The following is a 24,679-nucleotide window of genomic DNA, read 5'->3' as shown; positions in this document are numbered from 1 at the left end:
GGGACGAGGAGGGCCGGCTCGACCCGGCCGAGCTGGACGCGTTCGCGGGGGAGTGGGACGGCTGGCGCGAGGAGCCGTGACGAGGGCCGCGGACCGGCGGGCCGGTCCGAGGCCCCGCGTTGTCAGTGCCCCGTGGGATGCTTGTCGCGATGGCCAGGAAGACTGCGAACGACGACCCTCTCGCCCCGGTGACCCTTGCCGTGGGCCAGGAGGACCTCCTGCTCGACCGTGCCGTGCAGGAGGTGGTGGCCGCCGCGAAGGCCGCCGACGCCGACACGGACGTACGGGACCTGACCCCGGAGCAGTTGCAGCCCGGCACGCTCGCCGAGCTGACCAGTCCGTCGCTCTTCGCGGAGCGCAAGGTCGTGGTCGTACGCAACGCACAGGATCTTTCGGCCGACACGATCAAGGACGTGAAGGCGTATCTGGGGGCGCCCGCCGAGGAGATCACTCTGGTGCTGCTGCACGCGGGCGGCGCGAAGGGCAAGGGGCTGCTGGACGCCGCGCGCAAGGCGGGGGCGCGGGAGGTGGCCTGCCCGAAGATGACCAAGCCGGCCGACCGGCTGGCCTTCGTGCGGGGCGAGTTCCGCGGGTTCGGACGCTCGGCCACTCCCGAGGCGTGCCAGGCGCTGGTGGATTCGATCGGCAGTGACCTGCGCGAGCTCGCGTCGGCGGTGTCACAGCTGGTCGCCGACGTCGAGGGAACGATCGACGAGGCCGTCGTCGGGCGCTACTACACCGGCCGGGCCGAGGCATCCAGCTTCACCGTCGCGGACCGGGCCGTGGAGGGCCGGACCGCGGAGGCCCTGGAGGCGCTGCGGTGGTCGCTCGCCACGGGCGTGGCACCTGTCCTGATCACCAGTGCGCTGGCCCAGGGCGTGCGCGCCATCGGGAAGCTGTCGTCCGCGCGCGGCGGACGGCCCGCCGACCTGGCGCGGGAGCTCGGGATGCCACCGTGGAAGATCGACCGGGTCCGGCAGCAGATGCGCGGCTGGACCCCGGACGGTATCGCCGTGGCGCTCAAGGCGGTGGCCGATGCGGACGCCGGGGTGAAGGGCGGCGGGGACGACCCGGAGTACGCCCTGGAGAAGGCCGTGGTGACCATCGCCCGGGCAGCACGCTCGCGGGGCCGGGCCTAGTAGGGCCCGCCCGCCCGGCCACGGCCGTCACGGTCCAGGGCGTCGCTGGGAGACCGTCTCTGAGCGGGACCGGCCATGGCCGTCCGGGGCACGGGTCCGGCACGTCGCGGTGAGTCTGTCCCCGAGCCGGACCGGCCACGGCCGTCACGAGACACCGCTCCAGGGCGTCGCTGGGAGACCGTCTCTGAGCGGGACCGGCCATGGCCGTCCGGGGCACGGGTCCGGCACGTCGCGGTGAGTCTGTCCCCGAGCCGGACCGGCCACGGCCGTCACGAGACACCGCTCCAGGGCGTTGCTGGGAGACCGTCCCTGAGCCGGACCGGCCATGGCCGTCCGCGGCACGGGTCCGGCACGTCGACGGTGAGTCTGCCCCGGAGCCGGACCGGTCACGGCCGTCACGAGACACAATCCACGGCGTCAGAGCGTTGCCGGGAGACGCCCTTGAGCCGGACCGGCCATGGCCGTCCGGGGCACGGGTCCGGCACGTCGCGGTGAGGCCGCACCCCGGCCTGCCTGCCCGAGGAGCGGGCAAGCCGAAGGCCCCGCCCGCTGTCCCTGGGGAAGGGATGCGGTCGGGGCCTTCGGTCACGCTCGTGGATCCATGCCCGCGTGGCGAACGCAGGCCGCGCATGGATCCTGGGTGCCGGTCGGGAGCGGATGAGAGAGGGCCCGCTCGGGTCCTTCCGGCGTCAAGTCAGGAAGCTCAGCCCTTGAGGGACGCGACCTTGGAAGCCAGCGCCGACTTCTTGTTGGCGGCCTGGTTCTTGTGAATGACGCCCTTCGAGACGGCCTTGTCGAGCTGACGCGCGGCAGCGCGCTGGTACTCGACGGCCTTCTCGGCGTCACCCGCGGCAGCGGCCTCACGGGCCTTGCGGATCGCGGTCTTCAGGGAGGACTTGACGGCCTTGTTGCGCAGCCGGGCCTTCTCGTTGGTCTTGATCCGCTTGATCTGGGACTTGATGTTCGCCACGAATGAGCCTTCTCTTTCGAAATTTTCCGAGGTGCCTCGTGCTGAGAGGGCATGAGACACAGCCCCTCACACTACCAGCGGCTCATCGAGTGGCCCAAACCCGTCGCAGGTCGCCGTCCGTGGGACCATGGAGACTACGTATCGATCCGACCCGAGACCGCAGACGGACAAGCACACGTATGCGGACGCCTCAAGAATCAGGACCCTGCGTGCCCGCGACCCCTATCCATGTGCCCGAGCCGAGCCGTACCGACCCGGCTCTGATCCGCAATTTCTGCATCATCGCGCACATCGACCACGGCAAGTCCACGCTCGCCGACCGGATGCTCCAGCTGACCGGTGTGGTCGAGCAGCGGCAGATGCGCGCTCAGTACCTCGACCGCATGGACATCGAGCGCGAGCGCGGCATCACGATCAAGTCCCAGGCGGTGCGTCTGCCGTGGGCCCCCACCCACGACCCCGGCAACACGCACATCCTCAACATGATCGACACCCCGGGGCACGTCGACTTCACCTACGAGGTCTCACGGTCTCTCGCCGCCTGCGAGGGGACCATCCTCCTCGTCGACGCGGCCCAGGGCATCGAGGCGCAGACCCTCGCCAACCTCTACCTGGCGATGGAGAACGACCTCACGATCATCCCGGTCCTCAACAAGATCGACCTGCCGGCGGCCCAGCCGGAGAAGTTCGCCGAGGAGCTGGCCAACCTCGTCGGCTGCGACCCCGACGACGTGCTGAAGGTCTCCGCCAAGACCGGCCTCGGCGTCGAGGCGCTGCTGGACAAGGTGGTCGAGCAGATCCCCGCCCCGGTCGGCGTCAAGGACGCCCCCGCCCGCGCGATGATCTTCGACTCGGTCTACGACTCCTACCGGGGCGTCGTGACGTACGTCCGTGTCATCGACGGCCAGCTCAACAAGCGCGAGCGGATCCGGATGATGTCCACGGGCGCCACCCACGAGCTGCTGGAGATCGGCACCAACTCGCCGGAGATGCTGCCCGCCGACGGTCTCGGCGTCGGCGAGGTGGGCTACCTCATCACCGGTGTGAAGGACGTCCGCCAGTCCAAGGTCGGTGACACCGTCACCAGCCAGAACAAGGGCGCCGAGGAGGCGCTCGGCGGTTACAAGGACCCCAAGCCCATGGTCTTCTCCGGGCTGTACCCGCTGGACGGGTCCGACTACCCGGAGCTGCGCGAGGCGCTGGACAAGCTCCAGCTCAACGACGCCGCGCTGGTCTACGAGCCGGAGACCTCCGCCGCCCTCGGCTTCGGTTTCCGCGTCGGCTTCCTCGGCCTGCTGCACCTGGACGTGATCCGGGAACGGCTGGAGCGCGAGTTCGGCCTCGACCTGATCGCCACCGCCCCCAACGTGGTCTACCGCGTGATCATGGAGGACGGCAGCGAGGTCACCGTCACCAACCCGAGCGAGTTCCCCGAGGGCAAGATCGACGAGGTCTTCGAGCCGGTCGTGCGGGCCACCATTCTCGCGCCCACCGAGTTCATCGGCGCGATCATGGAGCTGTGCCAGACCCGGCGCGGCACCCTCCTCGGCATGGACTACCTCTCCGAGGACCGGGTCGAGATCCGCTACACCCTGCCGCTCGCGGAGATCGTCTTCGACTTCTTCGACCAGTTGAAGTCCAAGACCCGCGGCTACGCCTCGCTCGACTACGAGCCCACCGGCGAGCAGTCCAGCAGCCTGGTCAAGGTCGACATCCTGCTGCACGGCGACAAGGTGGACGCCTTCTCGGCGATCACCCACAAGGACCAGGCGTACGCGTACGGCGTCCGGCTCGTCGCCAAGCTCAGGGAACTCATCCCGCGGCAGAACTTCGAGGTGCCCGTGCAGGCCGCCATCGGCTCGCGCGTGATCGCCCGCGAGACCATCCGCGCCATCCGCAAGGACGTCCTCGCCAAGTGCTACGGCGGTGACATCTCCCGTAAGCGGAAGCTGCTGGAGAAGCAGAAGGAGGGCAAGAAGCGCATGAAGATGGTGGGTTCCGTGGAGGTTCCGCAGGAGGCCTTCATCGCGGTGCTCTCCAGCGATGACAGCGCGGGATCGGCCAAGGGCAAGAAGTAACCGTCGGGAGCACCAAGCGCACCGCCGTCACCCCGGTGAACCGGGTGAAAAGGGGCCCGTCGTACGAAAGTGCGGCGGGCCCCTGTGCATGCGGGTGGTCGCCCTCGGTAGGAAGTGAGAGGCCACAGCCCCTTACGCGGTGGCCGGTCGCGCTTTACTCTGATCCCTGCCCGGTAGTTACTCGTGAGTTAAACAACTGCCGGACCACGGCCGAGCACCACAGCCCGTACCACCACCCACCCGTGAGCCACCCCCAGCCGCACCTGAGCCAGCCGCCGCACTGTCGCGGGCCCCGGAGGATGTCGTGAGCGACGCACAGACCCTGATCGAGAACCGTCCGCCGTCCGTGGCGGCCCTCTTCCTGGAGCGTGTGGCGGCCACACCGGACGCCGAGGCCTACCGGTACCCCGTGCCGCCGGCCTCAGGCGAGGGCCCGGACGACTGGAAGTCGCTGAGCTGGGCGCAGGCCGCCCAGCGGGTCTACGCGATCGCCGCCGGACTCATCGAGCTGGGCGTGCAGCCCGAGGAGCGGGTGGCGCTCGCCTCCTCCACGCGCGTGGAGTGGCTGCTGACCGACCTCGGCATCATGTGCGCGGGTGCGGCCACGACCACGATCTATCCGCAGACCAACGCCGAGGAGTCGGCCTTCATCCTCTCCGACTCCGAGAGCAGGGTCCTCGTCGCGGAGAACGCCGACCAGCTGGCCAAGGCGCTCGAGAAGCGAGCCGAGCTGCCCGAACTGCACCACGTCGTCGTGATCGACCCGGCCGGCGTCGAGACCGGCGAGTGGGTGCTCACCCTGGCCGAGCTGGAGCAGCGCGGCGCCGCCTACCTGGAGAAGCACCCCGAGCTGATCAAGGAGCGGGTCGGCGCGCTCAGCAAGGACCAGCTCGCCACCCTCATCTACACCTCCGGCACCACGGGCCGCCCCAAGGGTGTCCGGCTGCCGCACGACAACTGGTCGTACATGGCCAAGGCGATCGCCTCCACCGGCCTGATCGGCCCCGACGACGTGCAGTACCTGTGGCTGCCGCTCGCGCACGTCTTCGGCAAGGTCCTCACCTCCGGGCAGATCGAGGTCGGCCACGTCACGGCCGTCGACGGCCGGGTCGACAAGATCATCGACAACCTGCCGGTGGTGCAGCCCACCTACATGGCGGCCGTGCCGCGCATCTTCGAGAAGGTCTACAACGGCGTCGCCGCCAAGGCCCGTGCGGGCGGCGCGGCCAAGTACAAGATCTTCCAGTGGGCCGCCGAGGTCGCCCGCGAGTACGCCAAGGTCACCCAGGACAACTTCAAGCGCACCGGCGTGCACTCCGCGCCCTTCGCCCTGGCCGCCAAACACAAGGTCGCCGACACACTCGTCTACGCCAAGATCCGCGAGGCCTTCGGCGGCCGGCTGCGCGCCTGCGTGTCGGGCAGCGCCGCGCTCGCGCCGGAGATCGGCTACTTCTTCGCGGGCGCCGGCATCCACATCCTGGAGGGCTACGGACTCACCGAGTCCTCCGCGGCCTCCTTCGTCAACCCGGGCGAGGCCTACCGCACCGGCACCGTCGGCAAGCCGCTGCCCGGCACCGAGGTCCGTATCGCCGACGACGGCGAGATCCTGCTGCGCGGCCCCGGCATCATGCAGGGCTACCACGGGCTGCCCGAGAAGACCCACGAGGTGCTGGAGTCCGACGGCTGGTTCCACACCGGCGACATCGGCGAGCTCTCCCCGGACGGCTACCTGCGCATCACCGACCGAAAGAAGGACCTGATCAAGACCTCCGGCGGCAAGTACATCGCGCCCGCCGAGGTCGAGGGCCAGTTCAAGGCCGTGTGCCCGTACGTCTCCAACATCCTGGTCCACGGGGCCGACCGTAACTTCTGCACCGCCCTCATCGCCCTGGACGAGGTCGCGATCCTGGAGTGGGCCAAGGAGAACGGCCTGGAGGGCAAGGCGTACGCCGAGATCGTCGCCGCCCCGCGGACGGTCGAGATGGTCGACGGCTACGTCAGGCAGCTCAACGAGGGCCTGCAGCGCTGGCAGACCATCAAGAAGTTCCGCCTGCTGCCGCGCGACCTGGACGTGGAGCACGGCGAGATCACCCCGTCGCTGAAGCTGAAGCGGCCGGTGGTGGAGCGTGAGTACAGGCATCTGATCGACGAGATGTACGCGGGCACCCGCGAGTCCTGACCGGGGCGCCTGGAACCCGGCCGGGAGCACCTGAAACCCGGCCGGGCGCAGAACCGTGAAAAGAACGAAGCGGACAGGTCCGGTGATCGGGTCTGTCCGTCTTCGTATGCGGGTCGCGTCCGGTTCGTGTCCTGGGTGGCTCATTTCGGTTACTCGGTGCTCATGGGTGCGGTCTTTCTGTCACCCTGTCGGCGTCGTGCGTGCCGAGGGGCGCGCGTCCGCACCGTCCGGGGAGCCGTCATGGTGGCAATTCCGACGCAACGGGAGACCCTCTCCCGTGTCGGTGGCACGGCCGCGCGTCAGCACGCGGAGACGCGTACCCAGACGCATGCGACGCTGCCCGGAAGCCCCCTCGCGCCGGGCTCCGCCCGCGCGCTGGCGCGCACGGCGCTCACCGAGTGGCGGGAGCTCGGCCTGACGGTTCCCGACCGCCTGGCCGACGACGTCCTGGTGGTCGTCAGCGAACTGGTCACCAACGCCGTGGTGCACGCGGGCACCGACGTCGAGCTGATCTGCCGCCTGGAGCCGGAGACCGGGACGTGCGTCGTGGAGGTGTCCGACCAGCACCCCTCGCGCGCCCCGCGCGGCCACGCCGCCGAGGCGCCGTACGAGCCCCCGGAGTACGGCCGGGGACTGCGCCTCGTCGCCGCCCTCGCCGAGGAATGGGGCATCACCTACCGGACCGGCGTCAAGACGGTGTGGGCGCGGCTGCCCGCCGGCGACGACCAGGAGGAGACCGAGGCGTACGAGGAGGAGCCCGGACTCGGCGTCGCGGAGATCCTCGCGCCCGAACCGCAGCGCGCCGAACGCGACCGCGAGTGGCTGGGCCGCGGCGCCCTGACCTTCCTCGCCGAGGCCTCCGACCTGCTCGCCGGGCAGCTCGACGAGGACCTGGTCGCCGCGCTCACCGGGCAGCTGCTCGTGCCCCGGCTGGCCGACTGGTGCGCGGTGTGGCTGGAGGACGAGTCCACGGCACGGTGGGGATCACCCCGCTGGGGCGGAGGCGAGGGCGGTGCGGTCTGGAGCGACGGGACCGGCGCCGCCGGGCCACGGCTCGCCCGCGTCTGGCACGGCAGCGAGAACCGCATCGAGGAGCTGCGCCGCGCCCTGGAGAAGGACCCTCCGCGCCCGGCCGACGACGACTTACGCTCCGGGCCCGTGCCCTACCCCTGGCCGGGCGAGGCCCTGGGCCCGCGCGCGGCGGAGGGCTCGGCGCTCGCCTACCGCCTCATCGCCGGCGGGCGCCCGCTCGGCACGCTCGTGATCGGCCGGGCCGGACTGCTCCGCTTCCCCGACGAGATCACCGGGCTGGTGGAGGACCTGAGCCGACGGGTGGCGCTCGGCATCGGCGCGGCGCGGCAGTACGCCCGCCAGGCGACCATCAGCGCCGTACTCCAGCGCGGACTGCTGCCGGGCGCGGTCGCCGAGATCCCCGGAGTGCGCAGCGCCCTCGTCTACGAGCCGTGTGACCAGGGCGGCCCGAGCGGCGACTTCTACGACCTCTTCCCGGCCGGTGACGGCCGCTGGTGCTTCGCGGTGGGCGACGTACAGGGCAAGGGCCCGGAGGCGGCCGTGGTCATCGGACTCGCCCGGCCCTGGCTGCGGCTGCTGGCCCGCGAGGGCTACGGCGTCGCCGACGTCCTGGACCGCCTCAACCAGCTCCTCCTCGACGACGCCACCGAGGCGGCCGACGCCGCCGCCCGGGCCCTCGTGGGCCCGCTCGCCCCCGGCGACGGCCCCCAGACCCGCTTCCTGTCCCTCCTCTACGGCGAACTCGTCCCCTTCGACGGCGGCGTCCGCTGCACCCTCGCCTGCGCCGGGCACCCGCTGCCGCTGGTGCTCGACCGGAACGGGGACGTCCGTACGGTCGCGCGCCCGCAGACCCTGCTCGGCGTGATCGAGGACGAGACGTACCTCTGCGAGACCTTCGAGCTGAGGCCCGGCGACACGTTGCTGTGCGTCACCGACGGGGTGACCGAGCGGCGCTGCGGCTCCCGCCAGTTCGACGACGGCGACGGGCTGGCCGCGGCCCTCGCCGACTGCGCCGGGCTCGACGCCGAACCGATCGCCGAGCGCATCCGGCGGCTCGTGCACGACTTCGGGGAGCGCCCGCCGGAGGACGACCTCGCCCTGCTGGTGCTGCAGGCGCAGTGACGGCGGGGCAACCGTCCCGGTGCTGGACAATGGAAGGCATGCCTTCCGCACTCCCCGACGGCGAGCCCGTCCCCGCCGACGGCGCACTGCCCGCACAGGCGCTCGCCGGGGCCGCCGACCGGCCCCTCGGGTTCTACTTGCACGTCCCCTACTGCGCCACCCGCTGCGGCTACTGCGACTTCAACACGTACACCGCCACCGAGCTGCGCGGCACGGGCGGAGTGCTCGCCTCCCGTGACAACTACGCCGAGACCCTCGTCGACGAGGTCCGTCTGGCCCGCAAGGTGTTCGGCGACGATCCCCGCGAGGTCCGCACGGTCTTCGTCGGCGGCGGCACGCCCACACTGCTGGCCGCGCACGACCTGGTGCGGATGCTGGCCGCGATCCGCGACGAGTTCGGCCTGGCGGCCGACGCGGAGGTCACCACGGAGGCCAACCCCGAGTCGGTCGACCCGGCGTATCTGACGGCCCTCAGGGAGGGCGGCTTCAACCGGATCTCCTTCGGCATGCAGAGCGCGCGGCAGCACGTGCTGAGGATCCTCGACCGCACCCACACCCCCGGCCGGCCCGAGGCCTGCGTGGCCGAGGCCCGCGCGGCCGGGTTCGAGCACGTCAACCTCGACCTGATCTACGGCACCCCCGGCGAGTCCGACGACGACTGGCGAGCCTCCCTGGACGCGGCCCTCGGCGCCGGTCCCGACCACGTCTCGGCCTACGCGCTGATCGTCGAGGAGGGCACACAGCTCGCCCGCCGGATCCGCCGCGGCGAGATCCCGATGACGGACGACGACGTGCACGCCGACCGCTACCTGATCGCCGAGGAGACCCTGTCCGCGGCGGGCTTCGAGTGGTACGAGGTCTCCAACTGGGCCACCTCCGAGGCCGGCCGCTGCCTGCACAACGAGCTGTACTGGCGCGGCGCCGACTGGTGGGGGGCGGGGCCCGGCGCGCACAGCCATGTGGGCGGCGTGCGCTGGTGGAACGTCAAGCATCCGGGAGCGTACGCGGCGGCCCTCGCGCAGGGACGTTCCCCGGGGGCCGGCCGGGAGCTCCTCACGGAGGAGGACCGCCGGGTGGAGCGGATTCTGCTGGAGCTGCGGCTGCGGGAGGGCGTCCCACTGGACCTGCTGCGCCCCGAGGGCCTGGCGGCGTCCCGGCGCGCACTGGCCGACGGGCTGCTGGAGCAGGAGCCGTACGCGACCGGCCGTGCGGTGCTCACCCTGCGCGGGCGGCTGCTGGCGGACGCGGTGGTGCGGGACCTGGTGGACTGAGCGCGGACCGGCCGGGCCCTGTCCCGGGGCCTCTCGTTCGGATCGTGCCGGGCTCGGCCTGATCCAAGCGAAAGACCCTAGGCGGGCTCGGTCACGAAGTCGATCAGCTGCTCCACCCGGCCCAGCAGCTCCGGCTCCAGGTCCTTGTACGAGCGGACCCGTGACAGGATCCCCTGCCAGGCGGCGCCCGTGTTGTCCGGCCAGCCCAGGGCCCGGCAGACGCCCTTCTTCCAGTCCTGGCCGTGGGGGATGCGGGGCCACTCCGGTATCCCGAGGGACGACGGTTTCACGGCCTCCCAGATGTCGATGTACGGGTGGCCGACGACCAGGGCGTGCTCGCTGGTCACCGACTCGGCGATGCGCCACTCCTTGCTGCCCGGCACCAGGTGGTCCACCAGGACCCCGAGGCGGGCGTCGGGGCCGGGAGCGAACTCCGCGACGATCGCCGGCAGGTCGTCGACGCCCTCCAGGTACTCCACGACCACGCCCTCGATGCGCAGGTCGTCGCCCCAGACCTTCTCGACCAGCTCGGCGTCGTGCCGGCCCTCCACATAGATCCGCCCGGCGCGGGCCACGCGTGCGCGTGCGCCGGGGACGGCGACCGAACCGGACGCCGTACGGGTGGGCCGCACCGGACCGGCGGAGGGCCGCACCAGCGTCACCGCCCGGCCCTCCAGCAGGAAGCCGCCGGGCTGGAGCGGGAACACCCGGTGCTTGCCGAAGCGGTCCTCCAGGGTCACCGTGCCCGCCTCGCAGCGGATGACGGCGCCGCAGAAGCCGCTCCCCGGCTCCTCGACCACCAGGCCGGGCTCGGCCGGCACCTCCGGCACGGCCTTCGGCTTCTTCCACGGCGGGGTCAGGTCGGGGGAGTACGAGCGAAGACGCGGGCCCGAAGGGCCCTCGTCGGAAGGGCGGTGGCGGGAGACGGGTGGGCGCATTCGAGTGACGATATGGAGAAGGCGGTGGCCGATCAGCGCGACACGCCGAACCGGGCCGCCAGGGCGTCCCGCTGGGACCGGACGAAGGCCGCGTCCACCACCGCTCCGTGACCGGGGACGTACAGGGCGTCCTCGCCGCCCAGTTCCAGCAGCCGGTCCAGGGCGGCGGGCCATCGGGACGGCACGGCGTCGGGGCCGGCCTGGGGCTCGCCGGACTCCTCGACCAGGTCGCCGCAGAAGACCACCGGGCGGTCACCCGGCACCACCACCGCCAGGTCGTGCGCGGTGTGGCCGGGGCCCACGTTCGCCAGCAGCACCTCCCGGCCGCCGTCCAGCGTGAGCGTCAGCCGGCCGGAGACCTCGCGGCCGGGCCGTACCAGCGCCGCCACCGCCTCGTCCGCCGCCCGGGCGTCCAGCCCGTACGCCACCGCGTCCGCGCGCAGCTCCGCCCGCCCGCGCCCGTCCCCGTCGTCGTACACGGTCCGTGAGCCCTCTGCGGCGAAGACCTCCGCGTCGGCGAACCGGGCCGCCCCGAAGACGTGGTCGAAGTGCGGGTGGGTCAGCGCGAGAAGCGTCACACGGCCACCGGTGAGCTCCTGCGCCTGCGCGCGCAACCGCGCGCCCTCGGCCAGGCTCGACCCGGCGTCGACGAGCAGGGCCGAGCCCGCACCGACGACCAGCCCGACCGTGCAGTCCCACACCGGCAGCCGGACCCGGCCGACCCCCTCCGCCAGCCGCTCCCACCCCAGCTCTTCCCAAGTCACCGTCATACCGCGACGCTAGGGCCTGTGCGGCGGATCCTGCCCAAGACGGGGGGCCGGGCGGGGCGCACACCCGCGGGGTCGTCGTCGGTCCCCGACTCCCCCAGGCTCTCGACGAGCAGGGGGACCCCCGTCGCGGCGACTCCCTCCTCCGCCCTGCGGCCGCACGCCCCGGACCCCGCTCACCTGGATTGAGTGGGCACGTGACTTTTCTCCGGCCTGATCCGCCGCAATGGCCTCAGCGTTCCCGGGCCCAGCCTTGCCGCCGGTGTACCCGACGGCCGTACACTGGGCCCCGAAGCTGGCACTCGTATGCGCCGAGTGCCAGGGCGGAAGCCGAGGGACGACTCTGGAGGTGCGCGCGATGCTCAGTGAGCGAAGGCTTCAGGTGCTGCGTGCCATCGTCCAGGACTATGTCGGCACCGAGGAGCCCGTCGGCTCCAAGGCCCTCACCGAGCGGCACAGCCTCGGCGTCTCCCCGGCCACGGTCCGCAACGACATGGCGGCACTCGAGGACGAGGGCTACATCGCCCAGCCGCACACCAGCGCGGGCCGCATCCCCACCGACAAGGGCTACCGCCTCTTCGTCGACAAGCTGGCCGGGGTCAAGCCGATGACCGCGCCGGAGCGGCGCGCCATCCAGAACTTCCTCGACGGCGCCGTGGACCTGGACGACGTGGTGGCCCGTACGGTGCGGCTGCTGGCGCAGCTGACCCGGCAGGTCGCCGTGGTGCAGTACCCGTCGCTGACCCGTTCGACGGTGCGGCACGTGGAGCTGCTCTCGCTCGCGCCCGCGCGTGTGATGCTGGTGCTGATCACGGACACCGGGCGGGTCGAGCAGCGGATGATCGACTGCCCGGCCCCGTTCGGGGAGACCTCGCTCGCGGATCTGCGGGCGCGGCTGAACAGCCGGGTCGCCGGCCGCCGCTTCACGGATGTGCCGCAGCTGGTGGAGGATCTGCCCGAGGGCTTCGACCTCGAGGACCGCGGAACGGTCTCCACGGTGCTGTCCACGCTCCTGGAGACCCTGGTCGAGGAGAACGAGGAACGGCTGATGATCGGCGGCACCGCCAATCTGACCCGCTTCGCACACGACTTCCCCCTCACCATCCGGCCCGTCCTGGAGGCGCTGGAGGAGCAGGTCGTCCTGCTGAAGCTGCTCGGTGAGACACAGGATCCGGGCATGACCGTGCGCATCGGTCACGAGAACGCCTACGAAGGACTCAACTCCACGTCCATCGTGTCGGTGGGCTACGGTTCGGGCGGCGAGGCAGTCGCCAAGCTCGGCGTGGTCGGACCGACCCGCATGGACTACCCGGGAACGATGGGAGCGGTACGCGCAGTGGCACGGTACGTCGGACAGATCCTGGCGGAGTCGTAAGTGGCCACGGACTACTACGCCGTTCTCGGCGTGCGTCGCGACGCGTCGCAGGAAGAGATCAAGAAGGCCTTCCGTCGGCTCGCCCGCGAGTTGCACCCGGACGTCAACCCGGACCCGAAGACCCAGGAGCGGTTCAAGGAGATCAACGCCGCTTACGAGGTGCTGTCGGACCCGCAGAAGAAGCAGGTCTACGACCTCGGCGGCGACCCGCTCTCGCAGTCGGGCGCGGCGGGTGCGGGCGGCTTCGGCGCCGGCACCTTCGGGAACTTCTCCGACATCATGGACGCGTTCTTCGGCACGGCGTCGCAGCGCGGACCGCGCTCGCGCACCCGCCGGGGCCAGGACGCGATGATCCGGCTCGAGGTGGAGCTGGACGAGGCCGCCTTCGGCACCACGAAGGACATCCAGGTCGACACGGCCGTCGTCTGCAACACCTGCAACGGCGAGGGCGCGGCCCCGGGCACCTCCGCCCAGACGTGTGACATGTGCCGTGGCCGCGGTGAGGTCTCGCAGGTCACCCGGTCCTTCCTGGGCCAGGTCATGACGTCCCGCCCCTGCCCCCAGTGCCAGGGCTTCGGCACCGTGGTGCCGACCCCGTGCCCTGAGTGCGCGGGCGACGGCCGCATCCGCGCCCGCCGCACGCTGACCGTGAAGATCCCGGCCGGTGTGGACAACGGCACACGCATCCAGCTCGCGGGCGAGGGCGAGGTCGGCCCCGGCGGCGGTCCGGCCGGTGACCTGTACGTCGAGATCCACGAACTGCCGCATGCGACGTTCCAGCGGCGCGGCGACGACCTGCACTGCACGGTCACCATTCCGATGACCGCCGCGTCCCTCGGCACCAAGGTGCCGCTGGAGACCCTGGACGGCCTGGAGGAGGTCGACATCCGCCCGGGCACCCAGTCCGGACAGTCGATCCCGCTGCACGGCCGGGGTGTCACGCATCTGCGCGGCGGCGGCCGGGGCGACCTCATCGTCCACGTCGAGGTGCAGACGCCGACCAAGCTCGACCCCGAGCAGGAACGCCTGCTGCGCGAGCTCGCCAAGCTGCGCGGCGAGGAACGCCCGCAGGGGCAGTTCCAGCCCGGTCAGCAGGGCCTGTTCTCGCGGTTGAAGGACGCGTTCAACGGCCGCTGACGGCGGGGTCCCGCGGTCGCCGGGAGCGCGTTCCGGCGGTCGCCGGGACCAGGGGCCGGGCGGGAGGGCGCCCACCGCGCGCCCACCGTGGAACAGAGGCTGCCTCCGGCATATGCCCGAGGTCGGCCCGATTCGGACCCGTGAACAGGACGTGACACCATGCGGTCATGTCCTCCGCACTGACCGATCTCCTCCCGCACCCGATCGTGCAGGCCCCGATGGCGGGCGGCCCCTCCGGGCCGCGACTCGCCGCCGCGGTGTCCGACGCGGGCGGGCTCGGGTTCCTCGCCGCCGGGTACAAGACCGCCGACGGCATGTACCAGGAGATCAAGCAGCTGCGCGGGCTGACCGGCCGCCCCTTCGGCGTGAACGTCTTCGTGCCCCAGCCCGAGCACCCCGGTGCGAGCACCGGCTCCACCGGAGCGGCTCACACCACGCCGCCTTCCGGCGCCGTGGACCTCTACGCCCAGCAGTTGGCAGGCGAGGCCACCTGGTACGACACCGAGCTGGGCGACCCGGAGTGCGGACGGGACGACGGCTACGACGTCAAGCTCGCCGTTCTCCTCGACGACCCGGTGCCGGTGGTCTCCTTCCACTTCGGCGTCCCCACCCGTGAGGTGATCGACTCCCTGCACCGGGTCGGCACCTTCGCCCTGGTCACCGCGACGACCGTCGAGGAGGCGCGGGCCGTGCAGCGGGCGGGCGCGGACGCGGTGATCGCCCAGGGAGTGGAGGCCGGCGGCCACCAGGGCACCCATCGCGACCTGCCGGAGAACGACGGCGCCGGCATCGGCGTGCTCTCCCTCGTCGCGCAGATCCGCGAGGCGGTGAACCTTCCGATCGTCGCCGCCGGCGGCATCATGCGCGGCGGTCAGATCGCCGCCGTCCTCGCGGCCGGCGCGAGCGCCGCCCAGCTGGGCACGGCGTTCCTGACCACCCCCGAGTCCGGCGCGCACCCCCTGCACAAGCAGGCCCTGACCGACCCCCTCTTCCCGCACACGGAGCTGACGCGCGCGTTCTCCGGGCGCCCCGCCCGCGGCCTGGTCAACCGGTTCATGCGCGAGCACGGCCCGTACGCGCCCCCCGCCTACCCGGAGGTCCACCACCTGGTCTCGCCGCTGCGCAAGGCCGCCGCCGAGGCGGGCGACCCACAGGGCATGGCGCTGTGGGCGGGCCAGGGACACCGCATGGCGCGCGAGCTGCCCGCCGGGCAGCTGGTGGAGTTGCTGGCCGCCGAACTCGACGCCGCCCGGACAGCGTTGTCGGCCCACCGGCCGTCGGGAGGTGACGTGCTGTGACGGCGCCGGTGTTCGTCGTCGACGAACTGGACGCCAGCCGGGCCGAGTTCGTGCTGGACGGTCCCGAGGGGCGGCACGCCGTCTCGGTCAAGCGGCTCCAGCCCGGCGAGCCGGTCGTGCTCACGGACGGCGCCGGTCGCTGGGCCGAGTGCGAGGTGACCGCCACCGAGGGCAAGGACCGGCTCGTCGTCCGCCTGGTCTCGGTGGCCGAGGAACCCCTGGAATCCCCCCGTATCACCGTCGTGCAGGCCCTCCCCAAAGGTGACCGCGGCGAGCTCGCGGTGGAGACCATGACGGAGGTCGGTGTCGACGCCGTCGTGCCCTGGCAGGCCTCCCGCTGCATCACGCAGTGGAAGGGCGAGCGCGGGCTGAAGGCGCTCGGCAAGTGGCGGGCGACCGCTCGCGAGGCCGGCAAGCAGTCCCGCCGGGTCCGCTTCCCGGAGGTCGCGGACGCGGCCACGACCAGACAGGTTGCCGCGCTTTTGGCCAAAGCCGACTTCGCCGCCGTCCTCCACGAGAGCGGCGAGGAACCCCTGGCCCGCGCCGAACTCCCCACCGAGGGCGAGATCGTGCTCGTCGTCGGCCCGGAAGGCGGTGTCTCCCCGGAGGAGCTGGCGGTGTTCGAGGAGGCGGGCGCGAAGGCGTACGTCCTCGGGCGTACGGTGCTGCGTACATCGACCGCGGGGACCGCGGCGGCCGCCCTGCTGATGGGCCGGACCGGCCGCTGGTCCTGAGCCGGTCCCGAACCGTTGGGGGATGCCGTGGAACTCGCCCAAGTCCGGTTGCTCGTCACCGACTTCGCCGCCTGCTACCGCTTCTACGCCGAGGTGCTGGGCCTCAAGCCGCAGTCCGGGGCGGCGCAGGGGCCGTACGAGAAGTTCAGCCCGGCCACGGGGTCGGCGGGCATAGCGCTGCAGGACCGGGCGATGATGGCCGAGGTGCTGGGCGAGCTCGGCGACGAGGCCAGCGGCCACCGCTCCCTGGTGGTCCTGCGCGTGGACGACCTCGACGCCCGCTGCGCCGAGATCACCGCGCGCGGCGCGACCCTGCTGCACGGCCCGGCCCCCATGACGGACCGCATGCGCGTCGCCCACCTCAAGGACCCCGAGGGCAACCTGGTGGAGCTCCAGGAGTGGCTGCTGCTGCGCGGGTGAGGCGACGGCGGGCCGGGTGCGCGGGCGCGTGCGGCGCGCACGTGACCGTATGCGCTCTACCGCGTGCGGCGCAGTGGTGGGACGCTGCCGTGCATGGGGGTGTCGGGGCGGATTCGGCAACTGTCGCGAGAGCGGCGGACGATGGCCGTGGCGGGGCTCGTGGCTCTCGCCGCGGGTGGTGCCGTGGCGTGTGATCCCGGAGGGTTGAGCACCGCCTCGGTGGCCTACACGACCGACCGCACGGCGACCGCGGAGCTGAACCGGCAGCACGTCTCCGTGCGCTGGCTCAGCTGCACGGCCCACTACGCCGACGGCGGCAAGACCGGCACACCCGGGAAGCCGACGCCGTCGGCGTCCCGCCCCACCGTCGCCTCCGTCGACTGCCAGGGGCAGACCAAGGACGGCCGGAAGATCACCGTCACCGGCAAGGTCACCCGGGCCGTCGACGGTGCCTGTGTGCGCGGCGACCTGACCGCCAAGGTGGGCGGCAAGGTGCGCTTCCACGTCAGCGGGCTCGGCGACTGCGGCGCGACCACCGGCCCCACCTACCGGCCACCCGGCACCCACCGGCCCACCGACGGACGGCCGCAGCCGGCGGTCACGGTCACCGTCACCCGGACCGTCTGGTGCAAGGGCGACCCGACCTGCTGGCCGGTCGAGGGCAAGTGAGGCGCGGCGTCCGGGGCGTGACGTGCGACGCGGACGCGGCCAAGTGATCCGGGCCCCTGTCCGTGGCCGCCGCCGCTGCGTAGGGTGATCGGGTGACTCAGTCCGCATCGTCTTCGCTGTCCGCATCGACGGCGTATCTCCGATTTCCGCACCTGCACGGCGAGTTGGTGGCGTTCACCGCCGAGGACGACGTGTGGCTCGCGCCGCTGGACGGCGGGCGGGCCTGGCGGGTCAGCGCCGACAACGTGCCGGTGAACCACCCCCGCATCTCACCCGACGGCACCACCGTCGCCTGGACCTCCACCCGGGACGGCGCCCCCGAGGCGCACATCGCCCCGGTCGCCGGGGGCCCCGCCAGGCGCCTGACGCACTGGGGGAGTTGGCGCACGCAGGTGCGTGGCTGGACCCCGGACGGACGGGTGCTCGCGCTGAGCACCCAGGGCCAGGCGAGTCTGCGCCGCAGTTGGGCCCGAGCCGTCCCGCTGGACGGCGGGCCGGCCACCACCCTGCCGTACGGCCCGGTCGGCGACATCGCGTACGGGCCGCACACCGTGCTGCTGTCCGCGCCGATGGGCCGCGAGGCGGCGTGGTGGAAGCGGTACCGGGGCGGCACGGCGGGCAAGCTGTGGATCGACCGGGAGGCCCGCGCCGGGGAAGCCGGTCAAGCGGCGGAGGCCGCGGCGGCCGGCACGGGCGGCACGGAGGGCACGGGCGAGTTCGTACGGCTGCACGAGGACCTGGACGGCAACCTCGAGTACCCGCTGTGGGTGGGGGAGAGGATCGCGTTCCTCTCCGACCACGAGGGCACCGGCGCGCTGTACTCCTCCCTCGCCGACGGCTCCGACCTGCGCCGGCACACCCCCCTCGACGGTTTCTACGCCCGCCACGCCGCCACCGACGGGACCCGGGTCGTCTACTCCAGCGCCGGTGAACTCTGGCTCCTCGACGACCTCGACGGCGCCGAACCGAGCCGGCTCGACGTCAGGCTCGGCGGTCCGCGCGTGGACCTTCAGCCCCATCCCGTGAACGCCTCCCGCTGGTTCGGCTCCGCCGCACCCGACCACACCGCGCGCGGCAGCGCCGTCGCCGTGCGCGGCGCCGTCCACTGGGTCACCCACCGCGCGGGCCCCGCCCGCGCGCTGGCCGCCGAGCCCGGCGTACGGGCCCGGCTGCCGCGCACCTTCCGCGCCGAGGGCGAGGAGTGGGTGGTGTGGGTGACGGACGCCGAGGACGACGACGCACTGGAGTTCGCGCCCGCCACGGGCCTCGCCCCGGGCGCGACCCCGCGCCGGCTGGCCGCCGGGCAGCTCGGCCGGGTCCTGGAGCTGGCCATGGCCCCCGACGGCAGCCGGGCCGCGGTCGCCTCGCACGACGGGCGGCTGCTGCTCGTCGAACGCGAGACAGGCGAGGTCCGCGAGGTCGACCGCAGCGAGCACGGCGACGTCACCGACCTCGCGTTCTCTCCCGACTCCACCTGGCTCGCCTGGTCCCACCCCGGCCCGCGCCCGCTCAGCCAGCTCCGGCTCGCCCACACCACCGACCTGTCGGTCACCGAGGCGACCCCGCTGCGCTTCCAGGACTACGCCCCCGCGTTCACCCTGGACGGCAAGCACCTGGCCTTCCTCTCCCACCGCTCCTTCGACCCCGTCTACGACGAACACGTCTTCGATCTGGCCTTCGTGGAGAGCTCCCGACCCCATCTGATCACCCTGGCCGCGACCACCCCCTCGCCGTTCGGCCCGCAGCGGCACGGCCGCCCCTTCGAGGTCTCCGACAAGGAGGAGACGCCGGACAGCGAGGGCACCCCGACGACGAGGATCGACCTCGACGGCCTCGCCGACCGCATCGTGCCCTTCCCGGTCGAGGCCGCCCGCTACACCAACCTGCGCGCCGCCCGGGACGGCGTGCTGTGGCTGCGGCACCCGGTCACCGGTGTGCTCGGCGCCTCCCGCGCCACCCCCGACGACCCCGACCCGAAGACCGAGCTGGAGCGCTACGACCTCGCCCAGCAGCGCATCGAGCACCTCGCCGCCGACGCCGACCACTTCGAGGTCAGCGGCGACGGCAAGCGTGTCCTGCTGTGGACCGACGGCAAGCTCAAGGTCGTCCCCAGCGACCGGCGCGCCTCCGGCGACGAGGACAGCGACTCCAACATCACCGTCGACCTCGGCCGGGTCCGGCAGACCGTCGACCCGGCCGCCGAGTGGCGGCAGATGTACGAGGAGACCGGCCGCATCATGCGGGACAACTTCTGGCGGCCGGACATGGGCGGCGTCGACTGGGACGGCGTCCTCGACCGTTACCGGCCCGTCCTGGACCGCCTGGCCACCCACGACGACCTCGTGGACCTGCTGTGGGAGGTGCACGGCGAACTGGGCACCTCGCACGCCTACGTCACGCCGTACGGGAGCTTCGGCAACGGCGCCCGGCAGGGCCTGCTGGGTGCGGACATCTCCCGGCACCAGGACGGCAGTTGGCGTATCGACCGGATCCTGCCCTCGGAGACCTCCGACCCCCAGGCGCGCAGCCCGCTGGCCGCGCCAGGCGTCGCGGTGCGCGCCGGCGACGCGATCGTCGCGGTCGGCGGACATCCGGTCGACCCGGGGACGGGACCGGGCCCGCTGCTGGTCGGTACGGCGGGCAAGCCGATCGAGCTGACCATCTCCCCGTCCGGCGGCGGAGACCCGCGCCACGCCGTGGTGGTGCCCCTCGCCGACGAGGAGCCCCTGCGCTACCACGCGTGGGTGGCCGACCGCCGGGCCTACGTCCACGAGAAGTCCGGCGGCCGGCTCGGCTACCTCCACGTGCCGGACATGCAGGCGCCCGGTTGGGCGCAGATCCACCGCGACCTGCGGGTCGAGGTGGCCCGTGAGGGCCTGGTCGTGGACGTACGTGAGAACCGCGGCGGGCACACCTCCCAGCTCGTGGTGGAGAAACTGGCCCGCCGGATCGTCGGCTGGGACCTGCCCCGCGGCATGCAGCCGGAGAGCTACCCGCGCGACGCGCCCCGCGGCCCGGTCGTCGCCGTCGCCAACGAGTTCTCCGGCTCCGACGGCGACATCGTCAACGCGGCGATCAGGGCGCTGGGCATCGGCCCGGTCGTCGGCACCCGCACCTGGGGCGGCGTCATCGGCATCGACAGCCGCTACCACCTCGTCGACGGCACCCTGATCACCCAGCCGAAGTACGCCTTCTGGCTGGAGGGTTACGGCTGGGGCGTGGAGAACCACGGGGTGGACCCGGACGTGGAGGTCGTCCAGCGACCGCAGGACCACGCGGCCGGACGGGACGCGCAACTGGACGAGGCGATCCGCATCGCGCTGGCCGCCCTGGAGGAAAACCCGCCGAAGACCCCGCCCGGCCTGCCGTAGCCCGCGGGCGGCGGCCTCGGGGGGGCACCTCCTGCTCGAAGAGCCCGGGGGAGGCCCCCGGCGGCGCGGGCCGCGTCCCCCGACCCCGCGGCACAACGCCGGGCACCTCGAAAGGCATCGCTCGGTAACATGCCCTGGTACTGATCGACTCCGGAGGAGCACCGCATGGCTGGGGAACCCCAGGACGACTGCCTGTTCTGCAAGATCGTCGCGGGACACGTCCCGGCGACGATCGTCCGCGAGACGGACACGACCGTCGCCTTCCGTGACATCAACCCCCAGGCGCCCACCCACGTCCTGGTGATCCCGAAGGCGCACTACAGGGACGCCGCCACCCTCGCCGCCGGCGCCCCGGAACTCGCCGCGGACGTGCTGCGCGAGACCCAGGCGATCGCCGACGAGGACAAGCTGGACAGCTACCGCGTCGTCTTCAACACCGGCTCCGGGGCGGGCCAGACCGTCTGGCACGCCCACGCCCACGTCCTCGGCGGCCGGGGCCTGCAGTGGCCCCCCGGGTAGGCGGCCGTGTCCGTCCGTGAACTGGTCGTCCTCGGCACCGCCAGCCAGGTCCCGACCCGGCACCGCAACCACAACGGCTACCTGCTGCGCTGGGACGGCGAGGGCATCCTGTTCGATCCCGGTGAGGGCACCCAGCGGCAGATGCTGCGCGCCGGGGCCGCGGCGCACGACCTGAACCGGATCTGCGTCACCCACTTCCACGGCGACCACTGCCTCGGCCTGGCCGGGGTGATCCAGCGCATCAACCTCGACCAGGTGCCGCACGAGATCACCGCGCACTACCCGCGCTCCGGCAAGCGCTTCTTCGACCGTCTGCGGTACGCCACCGCCTACCGCGAGACGGTCGCCCTCACCGAGGCCCCGGTCGACGCCGACGGCACCCTCGCCACGACCGAGGCGTACACCCTTCAGGCCCGCCGCCTCTCCCACCCCGTGGAGTCCTACGGCTACCGGCTCGTGGAGCCCGACGGGCGCCGTATGCTGCCCGACCGGCTCGCCGCGCACGGGATCAAGGGCCCGGACGTGGGCCGCATCCAGCGGGAGGGGCAGCTGCACGGCATCCCGCTGGAGGCCGTGAGCGAGGTGCGGCGCGGACAGCGGTTCGCGTTCGTCATGGACACCCGGTTGTGCGAGGGGGTGCACGCCCTCGCCGAGGGCTGCGACCTGCTGGTGATCGAGTCCACCTTCCTCGACGGGGACGAGGCACTGGCCGAGGAGTACGGCCATCTGACGGCGGGTCAGGCGGCCCGGGTGGCGCGGGACGCGGGCGTGCGGCACCTGGTCCTCACCCACTTCAGCCAGCGCTACACCGATCCCGAGGAGTTCGAGCGTCAGGCGCGGGCGGCCGGGTTCGAGGGCGAGCTGACCGTGGCGTACGACCTGCTGCGGGTGCCGGTTCCGAAACGGCGGTGACCAGGCCGTACGATGCTCTGATGCCCCTGCCCAAAGCCGAACTGCATCTGCACATCGAAGGCACCCTGGAGCCCGAGCTGGCTTTCGAGCTGGCCGCGCGCAACGGCGTGAAACTGCCGTACGCCGACACCGACGAGCTCCGCGAGGCCTACCGGTTCGAGGATCTTCAGTCCTTCCTGAACCTGTACTACGAGCTGATGACCGTCCTGCGCACCGAGCGGGACTTCGAGGACCTGGCCAATGCGTATCTCGCGCGGGCCGCCGCGCAGGGCGTGCGGCACGCGGAGATCTTCTTCGACCCGCAGGCCCACATCGCGCGCGGAGTCGGCATGGGCACGGTCGTCGAGGGGCTGTGGCGGGCGCTGGGCCGCAGCGAGGAGAATCACGGCGTCTCCACCCAGCTGATCCTGTGCTTCCTGCGCGACGAGTCCGCCGAGTCGGCCCTGGCCACGCTGGACGCGGCCAAGCCGTATCTCGACCGGATCGTCGGCGTCGGGCTCGACTCGGCCGAGGTCGGGCATCCGCCGGTGAAGTTCCGCGCGGTGTACGAGGCCGCCGCCGCCCTCGGGCTGCGGCGCGTGGCGCACGCCGGTGAGGAGGGCCCGCCGGAGTACATCACCGAGGCCCTGGACGTGCTCGGCGTCGAGCGCGTCGACCACGGCCTGCGCTGCATGGAGGACCCCGCGCTGGTCGACCGCCTCGTCCGCGAGCGGATCCCGCTGACCCTGTGCCCCCTGTCGAACGTGCGGCTGCGCGCCGTCGACACCCTCGCCGGCCACCCGCTGCCGGCCATGTTGGACGCCGGCCTGCTGTGCACGGTCAACTCCGACGACCCCGCCTACTTCGGCGGCTACGCCGGTGACAACTTCGACGCCGTCCACCGCACCCTCGGCCTGACCGAGGACCGCCTGCGCGAACTGGCCCGCAACTCCTTCCTCGCCTCCTTCCTGGAGCACGACGAGGAGCGCCGGCAGCGGTATCTGGCCGAAGTGGCGGCGTACGACTTCTCGTAGCTTCCCGAAGGCCCTGACGTGCAGGGGCCCTTCGCAGGACTTCTGCCACCGGGGGGTGCGCTCAGCGCCAGTGCGGGGCGCCCCCGCGGCCCGGTGACGCCGCCGCCTCGATCCGGAGCCTGGTCTCCCGCATCACCGCGACGATCCGCGCCTCGTGCTCCGCGGTCAGCCGGGCCACCGGCACCGAGCAGCTGATCGCGTCCTGCGCGGGGACGTCGTAGCGCAGCGCGAACCCGAAGCCGACGATCCCCGGCACGCCCTCCTCGCGGTCGACGGAGTGGCCGCGTGCCCGTAGGCCCGCAAGATCGCCGCCGTGCGGGCGCTGGCCGAGGCGTTCCCCGGGCATCCGCTGCGGCTGGACCCCGACGGGCCTTGGTCGGTGGAGACGTCGGTGCGGGTGGCGCGGGAGCTCGGTGACCTGCTCGAGTACCTGGAGGACCCCGCCCTGGGCACGCCCGCCATGGCCGAGGTGGCGGCGCGGACCGGCGTGCCGCTGGCCACCAACATGTGCGTGACGACGTTCGCCGAGATCGAGGAGGCGTTCGCCAAGGGCGCGGTGCAGGTCGTGCTCTGCGACCACCACTACTGGGGCGGCCTGCGCAACACCCAGCACCTGGCGGCCCTGTGCTCCGCATTCGGCGTCGGCGTGTCCATGCACTCCAACACACATCTGGGCATCAGCCTGGCCGCGATGACCCATGTGGCGTCCACCGTGCCGAACCTGCACCACGCCTGCCACACCCACTACCCCTGGCAGTCCGAGGACGTCCTCACCGAACGCCTCGCCTTCGACGGCGGCAGGGTCACCGTCCCGGACGTCCCCGGTCCCGGCGTCGTGCTCGACCGCGACGAACTGGCCCGCCTGCACCGGCGGTGGGCCGAGGACGACGGCTCGCTCAGGGAGCGCGACGACGCGGCGGCGATGCGGGTCGCCGAGCCCGGGTGGGTGGTGCCGGCGGTGCCCGCTGGTAGGCGCGGACCGGCCCCGGCGTGTCCGCTCCGGCGTGACGGCCGCCGCGTCGTCAGTCCTCTGGTGCACACTGGCCTGATCCGCACCACGTCAGGGAGCGCACCGTGACCGCGTCCAGCACGCCCACCGGAAAGGGGCCGGACCACCAGGAGCAGCCGAACCCCCCGGAACGGACCGAACACCCGCAGCGACCGCGGCCGCCCGAGGAGCCCGAGGGACCGGGGCCCGAGGGACCGGAGGACCGGGAGTACATCGTCGGGGCGCCGCATGCTCACCTGGGTCCGCAGTTCGATCCGCTGGCCGGGCTGCGGGCGATGGACGACCCGCCCTGGGACGTCTATCTCACCGGCACGGTCTTCCTGGACATCATCTTCACCGGGCTCGACTCCGCACCGGTGCGCGGAACCGAGTCCTGGGCGCGCGGGATGGGGTCGAGCCCGGGCGGCGTGGCCAACATGGCGACCGCGCTGGCCCGCCTCGGCCTGCGCACGTCACTGGCGGCGGCCTTCGGCGACGACCACTACGGCGAGTACTGCTGGGACGCGCTGGAGCAGGGCGAGGGCATCGACCTCTCGCCGTCCCGCACCGTCCCCGGCTGGCACTCCCCGGTCACCGTCTCCATGGCCTACGAGGGCGAGCGCACGATGGTCTCCCACGGCCACGAGCCGCCCCCCGACGCCGAGTTCGTGCAGGACGGCGTCCCCGCCTGCCCGCCCCGCGCGCGAGCCGCCGTGGCCTCCCTGACCCCCGGCAGGCGCGCCCCCT

General features: G+C 72.6%; 19 protein-coding genes and 2 pseudogenes. 17 read left to right on the top strand and 4 right to left on the bottom strand.

All coding sequences use genetic code 11. From position 1 onward, the window contains the following. Positions 1-149: 149 nt before the first annotated feature. Positions 150-1,139, top strand: coding sequence for a DNA polymerase III subunit delta (holA, locus tag BZY54_RS39820; RefSeq protein ID WP_208640912.1), 990 nt, complete (start codon positions 150-152; stop codon positions 1,137-1,139). A gap of 703 nt (positions 1,140-1,842) precedes the next feature. On the opposite strand, the gene rpsT is transcribed toward holA, so the two are convergent. After that, positions 1,843-2,109, bottom strand: coding sequence for a 30S ribosomal protein S20 (gene rpsT / locus BZY54_RS39815; RefSeq protein ID WP_086730224.1), 267 nt, complete (start codon positions 2,107-2,109; stop codon positions 1,843-1,845). A gap of 209 nt (positions 2,110-2,318) precedes the next feature. On the opposite strand from rpsT, the gene lepA reads away from it, so the two are divergent. The 4 genes from lepA (at position 2,319) to hemW (ending at position 9,791) form a co-directional block, all read left to right on the top strand. Next, complete coding sequence (gene lepA / locus BZY54_RS39810) at positions 2,319-4,187, top strand: translation elongation factor 4 (RefSeq protein ID WP_086730223.1); 1,869 nt, start codon at positions 2,319-2,321, stop codon at positions 4,185-4,187. Positions 4,188-4,491: 304 nt separating this feature from the next. After that, positions 4,492-6,366 carry an AMP-dependent synthetase/ligase gene (locus tag BZY54_RS39805; RefSeq protein WP_086730222.1) on the top strand — a complete coding sequence of 625 codons (1,875 nt, stop codon included), beginning with the start codon at positions 4,492-4,494 and terminating at the stop codon, positions 6,364-6,366. A gap of 240 nt (positions 6,367-6,606) precedes the next feature. After that, entirely contained in the window at positions 6,607-8,520 is a 1,914-nt protein-coding gene (locus tag BZY54_RS39800; RefSeq protein WP_086730221.1) for an ATP-binding SpoIIE family protein phosphatase, read from the top strand. A 38-nt stretch (positions 8,521-8,558) separates the two neighbouring features. Beyond that, positions 8,559-9,791, top strand: a complete 1,233-nt coding sequence (hemW, locus tag BZY54_RS39795; RefSeq protein WP_086730220.1) for a radical SAM family heme chaperone HemW — start codon at positions 8,559-8,561, stop codon at positions 9,789-9,791. Between the two features lie 77 nt (positions 9,792-9,868). Here the strand turns inward: hemW and BZY54_RS39790 are convergent, their stop codons facing one another. Both BZY54_RS39790 and BZY54_RS39785 read right to left on the bottom strand, forming a co-directional pair. After that, positions 9,869-10,729: a DUF3097 domain-containing protein gene (locus BZY54_RS39790; RefSeq protein WP_086730219.1), complete on the bottom strand. Its 861-nt coding sequence runs from the start codon at positions 10,727-10,729 to the stop codon at positions 9,869-9,871. Between the two features lie 32 nt (positions 10,730-10,761). Next, positions 10,762-11,499: an MBL fold metallo-hydrolase gene (locus tag BZY54_RS39785; RefSeq protein WP_086730218.1), complete on the bottom strand. Its 738-nt coding sequence runs from the start codon at positions 11,497-11,499 to the stop codon at positions 10,762-10,764. A 355-nt stretch (positions 11,500-11,854) separates the two neighbouring features. On the opposite strand from BZY54_RS39785, the gene hrcA reads away from it, so the two are divergent. The 10 genes from hrcA (at position 11,855) to BZY54_RS39735 (ending at position 22,944) form a co-directional block, all read left to right on the top strand. Next, positions 11,855-12,871, top strand: coding sequence for a heat-inducible transcriptional repressor HrcA (gene hrcA, locus BZY54_RS39780; RefSeq protein WP_086730217.1), 1,017 nt, complete (start codon positions 11,855-11,857; stop codon positions 12,869-12,871). Next, a complete protein-coding gene (gene dnaJ, locus BZY54_RS39775; protein ID WP_086730216.1) occupies positions 12,872-14,008 on the top strand; it encodes a molecular chaperone DnaJ in 1,137 nt (378 codons plus the stop codon). It begins immediately after the preceding gene. 167 nt (positions 14,009-14,175) lie between these two features. Then, entirely contained in the window at positions 14,176-15,306 is a 1,131-nt protein-coding gene (locus BZY54_RS39770) for a nitronate monooxygenase (protein ID WP_086730215.1), read from the top strand. After that, entirely contained in the window at positions 15,303-16,040 is a 738-nt protein-coding gene (locus tag BZY54_RS39765; RefSeq protein ID WP_086730214.1) for a 16S rRNA (uracil(1498)-N(3))-methyltransferase, read from the top strand. The genes BZY54_RS39770 and BZY54_RS39765 overlap by 4 nt, the downstream gene beginning before the upstream one ends. Before the next feature lie 27 nt (positions 16,041-16,067). After that, a complete protein-coding gene (locus tag BZY54_RS39760) occupies positions 16,068-16,460 on the top strand; it encodes a VOC family protein (protein WP_086730213.1) in 393 nt (130 codons plus the stop codon). 141 nt (positions 16,461-16,601) lie between these two features. Further along, positions 16,602-17,129, top strand: a complete 528-nt coding sequence (locus tag BZY54_RS39755; RefSeq protein ID WP_208640913.1) for a hypothetical protein — start codon at positions 16,602-16,604, stop codon at positions 17,127-17,129. Positions 17,130-17,245: 116 nt separating this feature from the next. After that, positions 17,246-20,500, top strand: a complete 3,255-nt coding sequence (locus tag BZY54_RS39750) for a S41 family peptidase (RefSeq protein WP_086730227.1) — start codon at positions 17,246-17,248, stop codon at positions 20,498-20,500. Between the two features lie 165 nt (positions 20,501-20,665). Then, positions 20,666-21,019, top strand: coding sequence for a histidine triad nucleotide-binding protein (locus BZY54_RS39745; RefSeq protein ID WP_086730212.1), 354 nt, complete (start codon positions 20,666-20,668; stop codon positions 21,017-21,019). Between the two features lie 6 nt (positions 21,020-21,025). Next, on the top strand, positions 21,026-21,931 hold the full coding sequence (locus BZY54_RS39740; protein WP_086730211.1) for a ribonuclease Z: 906 nt from the start codon (positions 21,026-21,028) through the stop codon (positions 21,929-21,931). A gap of 20 nt (positions 21,932-21,951) precedes the next feature. After that, entirely contained in the window at positions 21,952-22,944 is a 993-nt protein-coding gene (locus BZY54_RS39735; RefSeq protein WP_086730226.1) for an adenosine deaminase, read from the top strand. A 61-nt stretch (positions 22,945-23,005) separates the two neighbouring features. Here the strand turns inward: BZY54_RS39735 and BZY54_RS39730 are convergent. Continuing rightward, positions 23,006-23,254: pseudogene (locus BZY54_RS39730) on the bottom strand (IclR family transcriptional regulator domain-containing protein); the annotation flags it as partial. Between BZY54_RS39730 and BZY54_RS39725 the strand changes: the two are divergent. Together BZY54_RS39725 and BZY54_RS39720 are read left to right on the top strand one after the other, a co-directional pair. Next, positions 23,246-23,908, top strand: a pseudogene (locus BZY54_RS39725) (enolase C-terminal domain-like protein); the annotation flags it as partial. The pseudogenes BZY54_RS39730 and BZY54_RS39725 sit on opposite strands and share 9 nt — an antisense overlap. Positions 23,909-24,228: 320 nt before the next feature. After that, a partial coding sequence (locus BZY54_RS39720; RefSeq protein WP_244217565.1) for a carbohydrate kinase family protein occupies positions 24,229-24,679 on the top strand: 451 nt, incomplete at its 3' end.

The organism is Streptomyces carpinensis, assembly GCF_002154505.1.
Taxonomy (GTDB): domain Bacteria; phylum Actinomycetota; class Actinomycetes; order Streptomycetales; family Streptomycetaceae; genus Streptomyces; species Streptomyces carpinensis.
Note: the sequence above shows the minus strand (reverse complement) of the source record. Positions and strands in the feature narration are given on the sequence as shown.